Source organism: Nesterenkonia xinjiangensis, from assembly GCF_013410745.1.
GTDB lineage: Bacteria > Actinomycetota > Actinomycetes > Actinomycetales > Micrococcaceae > Nesterenkonia > Nesterenkonia xinjiangensis.
In genome coordinates, this window is the sequence record NZ_JACCFY010000001.1 from 1,539,399 (window position 1) to 1,552,746 (window position 13,348).

Here is a 13,348-nt window from a genome sequence, read left to right on the forward strand (position 1 = left end):
CCTGTGGGGGTATCTTGTGTCGACCAGATCGTCGACCAGACCCGTCACGTCATCCTTCAGAAGGAGACGCGGCCCGCTCCTCTGCCATCCTGACGATGGCCCCGTCGCGAGGCATGCCGTCGAGCGCCGTGCTCCCAGGCTCCTGAGCGTGCTTCCTCCAGGACGGGTCCAGGCCCTCCACCTGACATCCCTGCCACGTCATGGGCAGCCCGGCAGCAGCGTCGAAGGAGGCCCGGTCCATGAGGTGCACGTGCAGATGCGGCTCGGTGGAGTTGCCCGTGTTCCCGACCGCGGCGATGACCTGGCCCGCCACGACTTCCTCTCCCACCTGGACACGTGACGAGCCACGCTTCAGGTGGGCGTAGGCGGCGAAGGTGCCGTCATGGTGACTGATCACGATGCGATTTCCGATCACGGCACGGTATCCACCGACCAGCTCACGGAGGAACCCACCCAGGAGGATCATCCACAGCATGGCCTGCCAGGTGTTGCGGGCACGCTGGTCCCGCTGCCCGTCCGACGTCTGGACCACGACTCCCTGCGCCACAGCGTGGACCGGCTCCCCGAAGCACGTGAAGTCTTCCGGACGGCTCCCTCGCAGAGCCCGTCGGGGCGACACTGGGTTCTGCGGTGTGACCATGTCCGGTCCCACTGTGGGATGGGAGAGGTCCACCGCGTAGCGCTGCCCCCGGGTCGTCGTCCCGTGGCTCGGGACCTTCTGCCCGGGGCTGTTGTGGACCATCCATCTGCCCCGGACCGGAGCGTCGACGATCAACGGCTCCTGGGACTCGGTGGCGGGCGCCACCCTGTACAGCAGATAGGCCAGCAGGATCCAGGCGATGACACCGAGAACCCACCACAGCCCGCTGGGTGGCGTGATGATCCCTGTCAGATCCGCAGCGATCACCAGGACACCCAGACACATCATCACTCGCCACAGTGCCCGCAAGCGGGCCACGATCCTCAGCACTGCCACCCTCCCATGGTCTCTTCCCCAGCATCACAGGCCGCACAGCGCGGATGCCTGCTCCTCGACTCCCCGCATGGCCGAGTTCCTGGTCAGGAGGGCCAGGCGCCTGAGGAGCTCTGCATCATCGTGTGCAGGCTGCACACCCTGCCGTCTGACGCGAGACGTCCGACATCGAAGACAGCGAGCGTCGGCCCGCCTCCCCGCCTCCGCTCCGGAGTCATCGTGTAGCGTGCGGCGAAACGCCGACCCTGACGCAGGACGTCGTGGACCTCCACGGAATGACTGAGCCCCTTCTTGCGGGCCCGTCTGATCGCCGCCACCATGTCAGAGCGGTGTTTGAGGGTCCTGTTGATCCTGACGTCGGCACCGGGCGTGTGGAACGTCTCGAAGACGTCGTCGGCAGCGACCGATTCGTCCGAGACGAGCCGGTTGTACTCGTGCAGATACGTGGCGATGTCGTCCCCGGGTGTGCCCGGCAGGGCGTTCAGCGGAGCATCAGCCACCGCACCCTCCACCTCCACCATAGGATCCCGCGGCTCACCCCAGATGTAGCCGCTGCGTGAGACAGATGCCGAACCGGAGATGCGACCGTCATCTCCGAGCCGATGAAACTCGATGTGCTCGGTCTCCATGCGCAACTCCCAGAGGACCCCGGAGAGAATCGCGTATCGGACGGCCAGCCGGTCTCCTTCGACCACCGCATCACGGATCTGCAGGACGTACGGAGACTCTCGAAGTCGCCATTGACGCAGCTGCTTGACTCGCCGGGCGCGCGCGATCGGCTTCTGATTCATGACATGCACAGCATCCGGTGTGTGACAGCTGTCCCAGATATCCTCGACCGGCTCCGATCCGTCGAAGCTCCTGTCGATGAACCAACGCACGAATCCGGCGGGATCCTGCCTCAGGATCGGGGGCTTCGCGGACTGCATGCTCGTCTCCTCCATCGTCGGTCTCCTCCCTACCGGTCTCCGATGCGACCGATGCCGCGGGCTGTCACTCACTGGACGCCGCTGGCTTGCAGCTGCTGCTCTGCCAGCCGGCGATAGACCTCATCCGACTCCATCAGCTCTGCGTGAGTCCCGATCGCGCGCACAGCTCCTCGGTCGAGCACGATGATCCGATCGGCCCGGAGCACTGTGGAGATCCTGTGGGCGATGGTGACGACCGCACGTTGCTGGGCCGCATCGATGACCGCGTCACGGAGCGCCGCCTCGGTGTCACTGTCGAGGTGGGCAGTCACCTCATCGAGGAGCACCACCTCAGGCTGCTGCAGGAGGGTGCGGGCGATGGCCAGACGCTGCCGCTGCCCGCCGGAGAGGCCGAGGCCTCGTTCCCCCAGCTCCGTATCGAGCCCTTGCGGCAGAGACTCGACGAAGTCCTTGAGGCTGGACAGCCGCAGGACCTCCTCGATCTGCCGGTCTTCCGCTTCCGGACGAGCATAGACCAGGTTCTCTCGGATGGTCCCGCGCAGCAGAGGAGCGTCCTGCTCCACATAGCCGACCTTGGTCCTGAGCTGATCCAAGGACATGTCGGCGACATCGACGCCGCTCACGCTCACCGCGCCCCGGTCAGCGCGATGGAATCGTTCGACTAGCTGGAAGAGACTCGTCTTCCCGGCGCCGGACGGTCCGACGATGGCGGTGAGCCCTGTGCGAGGCACGGAGAAGGTCACATCGCGAAGTGCTGGCGACCCGTCCTCGTAGGAGAACCACACACTCTCGAACGCGACCGCTGCGTCCACCATCTCGACACGGGTGCTGTCCTCAGCTGCTCCGGCTGCCTGCGGTTCTTCCTCCTGCGGCAGCTCGGCCAGCTCCGTGATGCGCTGGACTGCGGCCCGGCCCTGTTGGATCTGCCCCAGCGCCAGGAAGAGCATCACCAGCGGGGACACCAGGTAGAAGAGGTACATGACGAATGCGGTCAGATCGGCTGCGTGCAGCTCACCGGTCGTCACACGGGCCATCCCCCACGCGATGACGACCGCCAGCGAGAGCTGGGTGCCTACGTTCATCGCGGGCTGCAGCAGCGCTCCGAGAGCGGTCACGCGGATCCCGCTCTGACGAGCTGAGTCCGCCAGACCTTCGAGGCGCTCTGTCTCACGCGCCTCGGCCCGGGATGCCTTCACCGTGGTGATGGCCCCGAGCACGCGCTGCAGGCCCGACCCGAAGGCACTGGTGTCCGTTCGGTTGACCAGGGACGCGACCCTCACCTGACGAGCGATCACCAACGAGACGAGGCTGGCTGCTCCGAGGCAGATGAGGGTCGCCACCAGCAGCTGCCAGTCGATCCACGCCATGAAGATGACACCGCCCACCACCATGAAGAGGGAACTCACCAGCTGGGCGAGTGCTTGGGTGATCACCATGCACGCCAAGGTGGTGTCACCGACCATGCGGGTGAAGATGTCTCCGGACTCCATCCGTTGGAAGGCGGCGACCCTGCTGCGCAGCAGACGCCCCGCCAGAAGGTTCCGCACATCGAACACGATGTTTTCGCCGGCGCGTCCGATGAGGTAAGCGTTCGCCGCCGACATGGCGGCATCGAGGATGAACAGGCCGACGATCCAGAGGATGGGCCCGGAGATGGAGTCCCCCTCCGCAACGGCCCTGATGAGGATGCCGACGAACAGCGGCTGGGCGAGGGAGGCGGCCGCACCCACGAGTCCGGCGGCGATGCCTGCGAGGAGGAGGGCCCGGTGTCCGGAGATGATCCGCACAAGGTTCATGACGGCTTGCGGTACGTCGCGATGAACATCAGGGATTGCTCCGCATAGGGACTGCGAAGTGGGTCAGACCACGAACCGTCCGGCTCCAGGCCAGCGAGGTGCGCATAGGCGTCGGTGTCCTCGGGCGTGATCAGCCGGAGGACCTCGGTGCCGATCCTATGCGTTCCATCCGCTTCGAACCAGATCTGCGAACAGTGCCAGAGATCATCGGGCAGCAGGGTCGCGTGAGTCTGGAGACCTGTGTTGCGCTCCGGGTAGGGGAAGAAGAGCGTCGTCCTCGTCTTTCCTTCATGCAGGCCCACACATCCCGGACGGTTGTGTGCTTCGAGGACGAGACGGCCACCAGGAATCAGCAGGTCGGCGGCGCGCTGGACCGCCTGCTGCTGCTCTTCCCGAGACAGCACCAGGGACAGTGCCGAGCACACGATGTAGATGAGACCGAATCGCCGATGGTCGGTGTAGGTGCGCATGTCCCCGTAGCGGGGGACCACGAGATCCTCCCCGCACTCCTCTTGCAGGGCGTCGAGCATCAGGCTGGAGCTGTCAACGCCCACGACCTGCCCGACCCGTCTGGCCAGAGGGACCGCGATGCGCCCGGTGCCGACACCGAGCTCAAGCGTTCCACTGGCAGGATCTGGGTGCTGGCCCGCGAGGAACTCCGCCAGCACCTCCGCCGACTCGTCCTTGCGGAAGACCCGGTCGTACCAGCCCTCGAACTGTTCGGCGTAGCCTGTGTCCTGCACAGTCATCGAGTCTCGTCCTTTCTCCGTCGTATTGATCGGGCATGGTGGGGCGTCCTCAGGCGACGGGGACGAGTCTGCGTTCATCAGCGCCGTCCATTCCCACATAGGGCGAGACGAAGAGGATCTCAGGCTCCTCGTCAGGGTCATGGCCGCTCGCCCGCACCATGGATATCTGGAATCCCTTGATGCGGCCGAGGTCATCGGACCTCTCGGCGATCTCTCGGCGGATGAAGTTCACCAGCAGGCGGTAGGACGCGGTGACCTTGATGACCTCGAAACCCTTGTCCATCCTCTGGAGGATCTCGCTGCACACGTCGAACACCGCCTTCTCGCCCCTGCGCGTGGCGAACCAGAACGCCTGGTGCATCCGTCGATCAGCGATGAGCTCGATGCTCTGCCACCTCGACGTCTCACCGTCGACGTCCAGCGTCCGGAAGAGGTAGTGATAGTCGTGGGTCGCCGGGTTGGGTGCGAAGAACTTCCAGTTGGGCAGCACGGAGAAGTGGTCTCGGAGCTGGAGCCGATTGAAGACGGGATTGGGATGCTGGGTCGCGACGGTGGCGACGAGAAGGGCGGAACCCGCGATCCGCGCTGCCGCACCACGCCCTGTGAACAGCGCCCTGCACTGAGCTGCGACGTTCATCCGAGCACCTCGACCTTCCTCGTGTCATGGCCATCGGTCCGTGCGAGATCCACATCCGAATCTGCCGACGGCTCCATGAGATCAACGTGTCGGGAGCGCTGGAGATGGGCGATGATGACGTCTGCGACAAGGTGCGCGTGCCGCGCATTGGTCAACATGCTGTCGTGGTCCGTTCCGGGGATGACGCGCAGCTCACTGGACGGATCATCATGGGTCCTCACCAACTCCTCGTACATCGCCAGCTGCTCGGCATCCTGATCGACCGTATTCTGGGCTGCGACGACGACACCGCACGCAGCGATGGGGTCGACGTCGGCGGAGTGACTGCGGAAGTCCTTCTCCACCGCACGCCACTCTCGGGATGCCGCACTCCACAACCGAGCATCGGAGTATTGGGCGAAGACCTTGTCACGATACGCCGGCGGGAGACTGTCCAGCCACCGGGGTCGGCTCATCAGGATCCCCGTTCCCAGGCGCAGCGCCCAGGTCGCCGTCGTGAGCGCACCGTGGAGGTTCCGCGCGCCCAGGTCCTGTGCTTCTGAGCGTTGGAGCTCAGCAGGATGGGACGGGTCCAGGTACACCAGAGCCTCGAGAGTCTCGGGATCCATCTCGGAGGCAGCGCGCCGGATGATCTCACCACCCAACGAATGCCCCACCAGGGCGACCTTCCGACCGCTTGGGGCCGTCACCGCATGGCAGAGGTCGAGGAGGTCGTCCACTGACTCCTGAAGCGTGTAGTCGGCACGGGATCTCCGCCGACTGCCTGCATACCCGGCTCGCGCATAGACGATCAGACCGCAGTCCGTCTCTGTGACGATCTTCTCGCTGATCCAGGCGAAGTGTTCGGCGGTCGCGGCAAGACCCGCGACGAAGATCACGATGGGGGACTCTCCATCAGGCGTGCCTCCAGACTCGAACTGGAGCTCGTTGCCGTGGCGCGTGGTGATCCTGCGGGATGTCCCCCATCCCTGAAGCGTCTTGAGCCGCTTCTGCACGGCCACTGTCCCGGCGACAGCCGCGGAGACCCCTAGGGCCACCAGGGCTGCGGGGACCATGCGGTCGTCCCTGCCAGCGATGACGGGATGGGACCTGGGAGTCGAGGTATAGGCGACGAAGGGATGCATCGAGGGGAATGCCGTCATGAACCGTCCCAGTCCCATGACGAAGCCGTTGGCGACGTGGAAGGATGCCGCAGAGGCCAAGAACGGTCGCGCAAACCGTCCACCTGCCACGTAGACGAGGGGAAACAGACACTCCATGGCGAGAACCCCGTGCTGGATCATCGTGGAGGCCCGCGGATGCTGCTTGGAGAATCTGTAGACCTTCTCGAAGCCATAGGTCTTGGTCCGCATGACTCCAGGCAGGGCTTCGCCGCTGCGCCACTTGTCACCCAGCAGCTTCACCCAGCCCGACGCGGCGTAGGAGAGGTTGGCCTGGATCGCCACATACCAGAGCAGCGCATCCTGAGTCTGGGGGGACGAGCTCAGACGAGCCGCACCCGTGGCTGACTGCACCAGAAGAGAGACCTGGTCGGACCCGTCGGTGCCGAATCGGTGTCGGGGATAGAGGATGGCGGTGATGCCGCTGAGCGCCAGGTTGCCTGCGCCGCGCCATCGACTGTTCCCGGGCAGCATCATCGCGATGCTCACGGCCGCCCGGGTCACGTGGAGTCCCACGGTGACCCGACGGTCTCCGACCAGATCCAACACACACCGGAACATCGGATTGTCGACTGCTTCCTCCTCCCTCATGATCTCCCAGTCATTCAGCCCACCCTTCTCAAGGTGGCGACGCTGGCTGAGGTACTCCAGGGACGACGTCAGAGTCGTCGCGGCGACCAGGCGTTCGGAGATGCCGAGCGCACGATCACGAGATACGGGGATCGGGCTGAAGACAGCGGAGACCAGTTTCCGGGCCAGATTCACGGGGTGGTCCTTGCGGTAAAGGGGTTCGATGGAGAAGAGGCCTCCGGGACACAGAAGCTCTGCATCCCGGAGACCTCAGGACGGGCCGGCTCATGCACAACCCAGCGTGGGACCGAATGCGTCCGGTGAGTCAGCCGTTGGCGCCGGCGTGCTCACGTCCCAGGTCATAGGCCTGAAGTGTGATCCACGCGTACCCGGCAGCGCCGGCGAAGGCTGCGGGCGTCGCCATGACCGGCCCCAGCTTGGCACCGGACATGCGACTGTCCTCGGTCAATGCGGACTCGGTCTCGCTCTCCAGCTTCTCCTCAATGCGGGCGATCATGTCGTCCTCTCTGAAATCATCGTGATCCGGTTGATGAGCCTGGCGACCAGCCCGTCAGCAGGGCCTCGGACACATGTCCGGCACTGTGTCGACGGTCGGTCACGACCAGGTCAGTTGACCGTGCGGCCCACGGTGTAGGCGACGCCCACACCGGTGACTCCCGCAGCCGCGGCTCCCACGACCTTCTTCCCGGCGAGGGCCGCCACCACCGCGGCGGGTGTCGCCATGACCGGCGTCCCCTCCCGACGGAAGCCTTCGGTGAGTGATCCCAGTTCCTGCTCGTTCATGAATGCGGCGATGTTTTCTGACATAACTCTCCCCAATCTTATTCAGCAGACTTGACATAATCGAGAGGCCACCGAACGGCCCGTCGATCACGAATGACGCTACAGACGCGTTCAGTTCCCGCCAAGACTAATGCGCGTATTTTGAGGAACTCGAAAGGTTGCGTTCAGCTCCTGTTAAGGGTGGACGCCCGCTCCATCATGATGTCCGGCGCCTCCGCCCGGCATCGCCGCTGACCTCACCGCCAGCGTGGAGCGCGGCCGTAGGTGATCGCCCGCACCGGCGCCTCCAGGGGGCCGGTGCGGAAACCGGCCATCCAGAGACGAGAGGCCAGCAGCTGGACCAGCCAGAGGGCGAGGACGATCCCGCCGACCTGCAGTGCGGTCAGCTGGCCGGCCAAGCCGAGACCCAGGGCGGAGAAGATCAGCGCCAGCACCAGTGACTGTCCCAGGTAGTTGGTCAGCGACATGCGCCCGGCCGGGGCGAGGGCGGCGGTGAGCCAGCCGAATGCCGGGCTGCGGAACACCAGCAGGGCAAGGATCACGTAGCCCAGGGACTGGACTGGGCCTCCGGTGAGGGTCAGGGCCTGCGCCAGCAGGAGCTGGACCATGCTGGGCTCCCCGCCGGCCACCGACCCGGGGGCGCCCCAGTCCAGCCAGGCGGCGGTCCCGGAGATCAGCAGACCCACCGTCAGGGCCGGCACCATGATGGCCACCAGGCGGCCGGTGGGCACCTCACGAGCGACGATCCGCTCCAGCAGCTGCGAACGCCCGACCACCAGTCCGATCAGGAACGCAGCGAGGACCATGATCCCCTGCCCGAACAGGATCATGGGGCCCATGAACGCATAGGTCTGCAGCTGGAAGCCCAGATAGGAGCCGATGGTCCCGGTATAGGCGGCGACGGCGGCATCGGCGTCACCGCCGGCCATCATGGCGTCGTCGAAGCCGGGGGTGCCTTCGGCCAGCAGCATGATGCCGCTGATCCCGAACATGAACAGGGCGACCACCCCGTAGAGAAGCCCGGCGAGGATCAGCGCAGTGCGGGTGCGGATGCGGCGCATGCCCAGCAGCGCGAAGCCCAGCAGCGCATAGGCCAACAGGATGTCGCCCACGAAGAGCAAGCTCCCGTGCAGCACGCCCAGCACCGCCAGGGTGATGAAGCGGCGCACCGATCGGCCCACCTCCGAGACTCCGGCCCGATGTGCCGAGGCCCACTGCATCACGAAGGAGAGCCCGAAGAGGAAGGAGAAGACCACATAGGACTTCGCCTCGAAGAGCAGAGTCGCGGTGAAGGCCGTCAGCTGGTCGCCGGCGCTCTGGATCTCGCGGTGGAACTCCCCGGTGCTCAGCTGCCCCGGCTCGGCGAAGAACCAGATGTTGACCGAGAGGATGCCCAGCAGCGCCACCGCCCGCAGGGCGTCGACGGCGATGAGCCGCGGCGGCCGAGCGGGCTGGGTCCCGCTCGGCATAGGCAGGCTGGAGCCGCCGTCGTCGTCGATGTGCCGCTCCCTGCCGAGGGTGCCTTCCGGCTGATGTCCGCTCATGGGACTCAGCGTAGGGACGTCGCAGCCGCGGCTCATCCCCCCGAAGGATGATCCCGCCCCTCAGCGCCTCAGCGCTCGACGTCCCCCCGGATGAACGCCTCCACACGGTCCCGGGCGACGCTGTCGTGCAGCTGCTCGGGCGGGGACTTCATGAAGTAGCTCGACGCCGAGACCAGCGGGCCCCCGATGCCGCGGTCCAGGCCGATCTTCGCGGCACGCACGGCGTCGATGATGACCCCGGCGGAGTTCGGCGAGTCCCAGACCTCGAGCTTGTACTCCAGCGCCACCGGGGCGTCGCCGAAGTTGCGGCCCTCCAGACGCACATAGGCCCATTTGCGGTCGTCCAGCCACTGCACGTAGTCGGAGGGGCCGATGTGCACGTCCTCCGCCTGCAGGTCTGCGCTGGTGTTGGAGGTGACCGCCTGGGTCTTGGAGACCTTCTTCGACTCCAGCCGGTCCCGCTCCAGCATGTTCTTGAAGTCCATGTTGCCACCCACGTTAAGCTGATAGGTGCGGTCCAGGATCACCCCGCGGGACTCGAAGAGCGCCGCCATCTCACGGTGGGTGATGGTCGCCCCGATCTGCGACTTGATGTCGTCTCCGACGATCGGCACCCCCGCCTCGGTGAACTTCTGCGCCCACTCCTCCGTCCCGGCGATGAACACCGGCAGCGCGTTGACGAAGGCGGCACCGGCGTCGATGGCGGCCTGTGCGTAGTAGCAGGCCGCCTCCTCGGAGCCCACCGGCAGGTAGCAGACCACGACGTCGACCTCGGCCGCCTGCAGCGTCGCGACCACGTCGACCGGCTCGGCAGAGGACTCGGTGATGGTCTCCCGGTAGTAGCGGCCCAGTCCGTCCAGGGTGGGCCCGCGCTGGACGGTCACTCCGGTGGGCGGGACGTCGGCGATGGTGATCGTGTTGTTCTCACTGGCGTCGATGGCCTTCGAGAGGTCCAGGCCCACCTTGGCCTCGTCGACGTCGAAGGCCGCCACGAACTGCACGTCGGAGACGTGATAATCACCGAACTCGACGTGCATCAGCCCGGGCACCTGCTGATCGGCCGGGGCGTCCTTGTAGTACTCCACGCCTTGGATCAGCGAGGCGGCGCAGTTGCCGACGCCGACGACGGCGACGCGGATGGGGTTCGTGGCCACGTGGTCACTCCTTGGTTCTCGGGTCTCTGGGACGCGTGCGGATCGCACAGCGGGGCCGACGGTGTCACCGTCGGCCGATCCCTTCAGCCGACGTTCACCAGCCTGTCATTATTCCTCATCAGGCCCGCATCCCGGTGAGGCTCACGCAGTCAGTCGCGGGTCTTAGAGTGGTGCCGATGACACCAGAACCCCGGAATCGGCGCGAGGTCGTGGCACCGACGCGCGCGGATCCCCTGCTGCGCCTGCTCTCCGACCGAGTCGGCGGCCCCAGCGGGACGCGGCTGACCGCGGATCGACGCTTCTGGACGATTCCCCGGGTCCTGATGGCGATGACGGCGGTGGCCGCGCTGGTCTCGCTGCTGTCGATGCAGCACTGCCGAGCAGAAGGCTGGATCGGGGTCTCGCTCTACCACCACGGCTGCTATTCGGACGTCTCCGCCCTATATGTGCAGCGCGGGCTCGACGCCGACCCCTGGGCCCCCTTCGTCGACGGTCAATGGTTCGAGTATCCGGTGCTGACCTCGCTGCTGGCCTCGCTGGCGGCGCTGGTGACCCGCGGAGTGGACGGCGTCGTGAGCTCGACGGTGCCCTCGCTGGCCTACTGGGAGGGCCGGCTCTCCCTGCTCTACTGGGACGTGACGTTCCTGGGCGCGGTGCTGGCCTGGTTCCTCCTGGTGCTCACCGTGATGCGCGCCGCCGGGCGGCGGCCCTGGGACGCGGCCATCGTGGCGACCTCTCCGGCGATCATCTTCGGGGCAGGCATCAACTGGGACCTGTGGGCCACTGCGGCGCTGCTCCTGGCAGTGTTGGCGCATCTGCGCGGCCAGCACCTGACCGCCGGGGCGCTGATCGGCGTCGGAGTCTCCTTCAAGCTCTTCCCGCTGTTCCTGCTCGGAGCGCTGTTCGTGCTGGCACTGCGCCGGGACGGTCTGCCCTGGTCGGCCCTCGGGCGCACAGTGGCGGCCTCAGCGGTCTCCTGGGCGCTGCTGAACGTGCCGGCGATGCTGCTCAGCTGGGAGAACTGGTCCCAGTTCTGGTCGTTCTCGGCCGAGCGCGGCAGCGGCTACTCCTCGATCTGGCACGTCTGGCAGGTGCTGGCCGAAGCGCAGGGAAGCGCCGGGCCGGGGCCCGAGCTGGTCTCCACCCTGAGCCTGGCACTGTTCCTGGCCTGCTGCACGGGCGTGCTCCTGCTGGGCCTCAGGGCCCCGGTCCCACCACGCACGGTGCAGTTGCTGCTGCTGATCGTGGCTGCCTTCGCCCTGGTCAACAAGGTGTACTCGCCGCAGTTCATGATCTGGCTGATTCCGCTGATCGCGCTGGCCGCCCCGCGCTGGCGGGACGTGCTGATCTGGCAGGCGGCGCAGGTGCTGCACTTCTGGGCGGTGTGGATGTACCTGGCCGGCGTCGTCGGAGACGCAGGACCGCAGCACACCATGGCCGACGGCGTCTACCTGCTGGCGGTGCTGGGGCACATGGCCGCCACCGCGTGGATCATGGCGGTGGTGGTGCGGGACATGTACCGGCCGGAGTGCGACGTGGTGAGGCACCCGCCGGTGCTGGCTCGACGCTGAGCGTCCGCCTCACTCCTGCGCGGACCACCAGTCGCGCAGCACCTTCTCGGCCGTCGCAGGCTCCACCGGCCCGTGCTCCATGCGGTGCTCCAGCAGGAACCGGTAGGCCTGGCCGACCTCCGGCCCCGGGGGGATGCCCAGAATCTCCATGATCTGCTCGCCGTTGAGGTGGGGGCGGATCCTGGCCAGCTCCTCCTGCTCGGCGAGCACGGAGATCCGGTCCTCGAGATCGTCGTAGGCGTGGGCCAGCCGGTCGGCCTTCTTCCGGTTGCGGGTGGTGACGTCGGAGCGGGTGAGCCGGTGCAGCCGCTCCAGCTGATCGCCGGCGTCGGTGACATAGCGCCGCACCGCCGAATCGCTCCAGCCGGCGTCGCCGTAGCCGTAGAACCGCATGTGCAGCTCCACCAGCCGAGTGACCGCCTTGATGGAGTCCTTGTCGAAGCGCAGCTCCTGCATGCGTTTGCGGGTCAACTTGGCCCCGACCACGTCATGGTGCCGGAAGCTGACCCCGCCACCGGGTTCGAAGCGGCGGGTCCTCGGCTTGCCGACGTCGTGCATCAGTGCCGCGAAGCGCAGGACGAAGTCCGGGCCGGGGACCGGGCCGTCGTCGTCGGTCTCCAGCTCCGCAGCCTGTTCCATCACCTGCAGCGAATGCTGGTAGACGTCCTTGTGCCGACGGTGCTCGTCATCGGTGCGCTTCAGGGCCGGCACCTCGGGCAGCACGACGTCAGCCAGCCCGGTGTCCACCATGAGGTCCACTCCCGCACGCGGGTGCGCCCCGCAGATCAGCTTGACCAGCTCTTCGCGGACCCGTTCTGCGGAGACGATCTCCAGACGGGAGGCCATCGCCGTCATCGCGTCGCGGACGCCCTCGTCCACGTCGAGTCCCAGCTGGGAGGCGAAGCGGGCGGCACGCATCATGCGCAGCGGGTCGTCCGAGAAGGACTCCTCGGGGGTGGAGGGGGTGCGCAGCCGCTGGGCGACGAGGTCCTTCACCCCGCCGTGCGGATCGACCAGCTCGAAGGAGGGCAACCGCAGCGCCATGGCGTTGACCGTGAAGTCCCGGCGGACGAGGTCTTCAGCGAGGCTGTCGCCGAACTGCACCTGAGGTTTCCGGGAGGCCGGGTCGTAGGCCTCGGCGCGGTAGGTGGTCACCTCGATGGTGGCATCGCCTTTGCGGATGCCGATGGTGCCGAAGTCCCGGCCGATGTCCCAGTGCGCATCCGCCCAGCCGGACACGGCGGCGATGATCTGATCCGGGGTGGCATCGGTGGTGAAGTCGAGGTCCGGCGAGGTCCGTCCGAGGAACAGGTCACGGACCGGCCCGCCGACCAGCGAGAGCTCATGGCTGTGGGAGGCGAACTGTTCACCGAGGTCGACGACGACGTCGGGCAGCCAGGCGCCGTCGGGGAATCCAGCAGGGAGATATGGCATGACAGAGACAGTTTCCCACAGGCCGAT

The 13,348-nt window shown here is 66.7% G+C and carries 12 protein-coding genes; 1 reads left to right on the forward strand and 11 read right to left on the reverse strand.

All coding sequences use genetic code 11. The annotated features are described in order from the left end of the window. Window positions 1-49 precede the first annotated feature (49 nt). The 10 genes from HNR09_RS07030 to HNR09_RS07075 form a co-directional block, all read right to left on the reverse strand. Window positions 50-976 (reverse strand): peptidoglycan DD-metalloendopeptidase family protein, encoded by a 927-nt coding sequence (locus tag HNR09_RS07030; protein WP_179541390.1) that lies wholly within the window; start codon window positions 974-976, stop codon window positions 50-52. An 83-nt stretch (window positions 977-1,059) separates the two neighbouring features. After that, on the reverse strand, window positions 1,060-1,917 hold the full coding sequence (locus HNR09_RS07035; RefSeq protein ID WP_179541391.1) for a nuclear transport factor 2 family protein: 858 nt from the start codon (window positions 1,915-1,917) through the stop codon (window positions 1,060-1,062). A gap of 53 nt (window positions 1,918-1,970) precedes the next feature. Beyond that, window positions 1,971-3,698, reverse strand: coding sequence for an ABC transporter ATP-binding protein (locus HNR09_RS07040; protein WP_179541392.1), 1,728 nt, complete (start codon window positions 3,696-3,698; stop codon window positions 1,971-1,973). Next, window positions 3,695-4,447 (reverse strand): class I SAM-dependent DNA methyltransferase, encoded by a 753-nt coding sequence (locus HNR09_RS07045; protein WP_179541393.1) that lies wholly within the window; start codon window positions 4,445-4,447, stop codon window positions 3,695-3,697. The genes HNR09_RS07040 and HNR09_RS07045 overlap by 4 nt, the downstream gene beginning before the upstream one ends. 49 nt (window positions 4,448-4,496) lie before the next feature. Further along, on the reverse strand, window positions 4,497-5,084 hold the full coding sequence (locus tag HNR09_RS07050) for a hypothetical protein (RefSeq protein ID WP_179541394.1): 588 nt from the start codon (window positions 5,082-5,084) through the stop codon (window positions 4,497-4,499). After that, entirely contained in the window at window positions 5,081-7,009 is a 1,929-nt protein-coding gene (locus HNR09_RS07055; protein ID WP_179541395.1) for an alpha/beta fold hydrolase, read from the reverse strand. Before HNR09_RS07055 ends, HNR09_RS07050 begins: the two co-directional genes overlap by 4 nt. Before the next feature lie 130 nt (window positions 7,010-7,139). After that, entirely contained in the window at window positions 7,140-7,331 is a 192-nt protein-coding gene (locus HNR09_RS07060) for a hypothetical protein (protein ID WP_179541396.1), read from the reverse strand. A 110-nt stretch (window positions 7,332-7,441) separates the two neighbouring features. Next, window positions 7,442-7,642, reverse strand: a complete 201-nt coding sequence (locus tag HNR09_RS07065) for a hypothetical protein (protein WP_179541397.1) — start codon at window positions 7,640-7,642, stop codon at window positions 7,442-7,444. A gap of 212 nt (window positions 7,643-7,854) precedes the next feature. Next, window positions 7,855-9,162: a DUF418 domain-containing protein gene (locus HNR09_RS07070; RefSeq protein WP_179541398.1), complete on the reverse strand. Its 1,308-nt coding sequence runs from the start codon at window positions 9,160-9,162 to the stop codon at window positions 7,855-7,857. 68 nt (window positions 9,163-9,230) lie between these two features. After that, complete coding sequence (locus HNR09_RS07075) at window positions 9,231-10,316, reverse strand: inositol-3-phosphate synthase (RefSeq protein ID WP_179541399.1); 1,086 nt, start codon at window positions 10,314-10,316, stop codon at window positions 9,231-9,233. 176 nt (window positions 10,317-10,492) lie between these two features. Here HNR09_RS07075 and HNR09_RS07080 point away from each other — a divergent pair, with 176 nt between their 5' ends. Next, window positions 10,493-11,887: a glycosyltransferase family 87 protein gene (locus HNR09_RS07080; protein ID WP_179541400.1), complete on the forward strand. Its 1,395-nt coding sequence runs from the start codon at window positions 10,493-10,495 to the stop codon at window positions 11,885-11,887. Window positions 11,888-11,896: 9 nt separating this feature from the next. Here HNR09_RS07080 and HNR09_RS07085 read toward each other — a convergent pair whose 3' ends face one another. Further along, window positions 11,897-13,321, reverse strand: coding sequence for a CCA tRNA nucleotidyltransferase (locus tag HNR09_RS07085; protein WP_179541401.1), 1,425 nt, complete (start codon window positions 13,319-13,321; stop codon window positions 11,897-11,899). Window positions 13,322-13,348 lie beyond the last annotated feature (27 nt).

Bases quoted from the DNA above. Each gene is read 5' to 3' on its own strand.
- HNR09_RS07040 (WP_179541392.1), bottom strand. From the start codon at position 3,698: ATGAACCTTGTGCGGATCATCTCCGGACACCGGGCCCTCCTCCTCGCA.
- HNR09_RS07080 (WP_179541400.1), top strand. From the start codon at position 10,493: ATGACACCAGAACCCCGGAATCGGCGCGAGGTCGTGGCACCGACGCGC.
- HNR09_RS07070 (WP_179541398.1), bottom strand. From the start codon at position 9,162: ATGAGCGGACATCAGCCGGAAGGCACCCTCGGCAGGGAGCGGCACATC.
- HNR09_RS07035 (WP_179541391.1), bottom strand. From the start codon at position 1,917: ATGGAGGAGACGAGCATGCAGTCCGCGAAGCCCCCGATCCTGAGGCAG.
- HNR09_RS07045 (WP_179541393.1), bottom strand. From the start codon at position 4,447: ATGACTGTGCAGGACACAGGCTACGCCGAACAGTTCGAGGGCTGGTAC.
- HNR09_RS07065 (WP_179541397.1), bottom strand. From the start codon at position 7,642: ATGTCAGAAAACATCGCCGCATTCATGAACGAGCAGGAACTGGGATCA.
- HNR09_RS07060 (WP_179541396.1), bottom strand. From the start codon at position 7,331: ATGATCGCCCGCATTGAGGAGAAGCTGGAGAGCGAGACCGAGTCCGCA.
- HNR09_RS07050 (WP_179541394.1), bottom strand. From the start codon at position 5,084: ATGAACGTCGCAGCTCAGTGCAGGGCGCTGTTCACAGGGCGTGGTGCG.
- HNR09_RS07085 (WP_179541401.1), bottom strand. From the start codon at position 13,321: ATGCCATATCTCCCTGCTGGATTCCCCGACGGCGCCTGGCTGCCCGAC.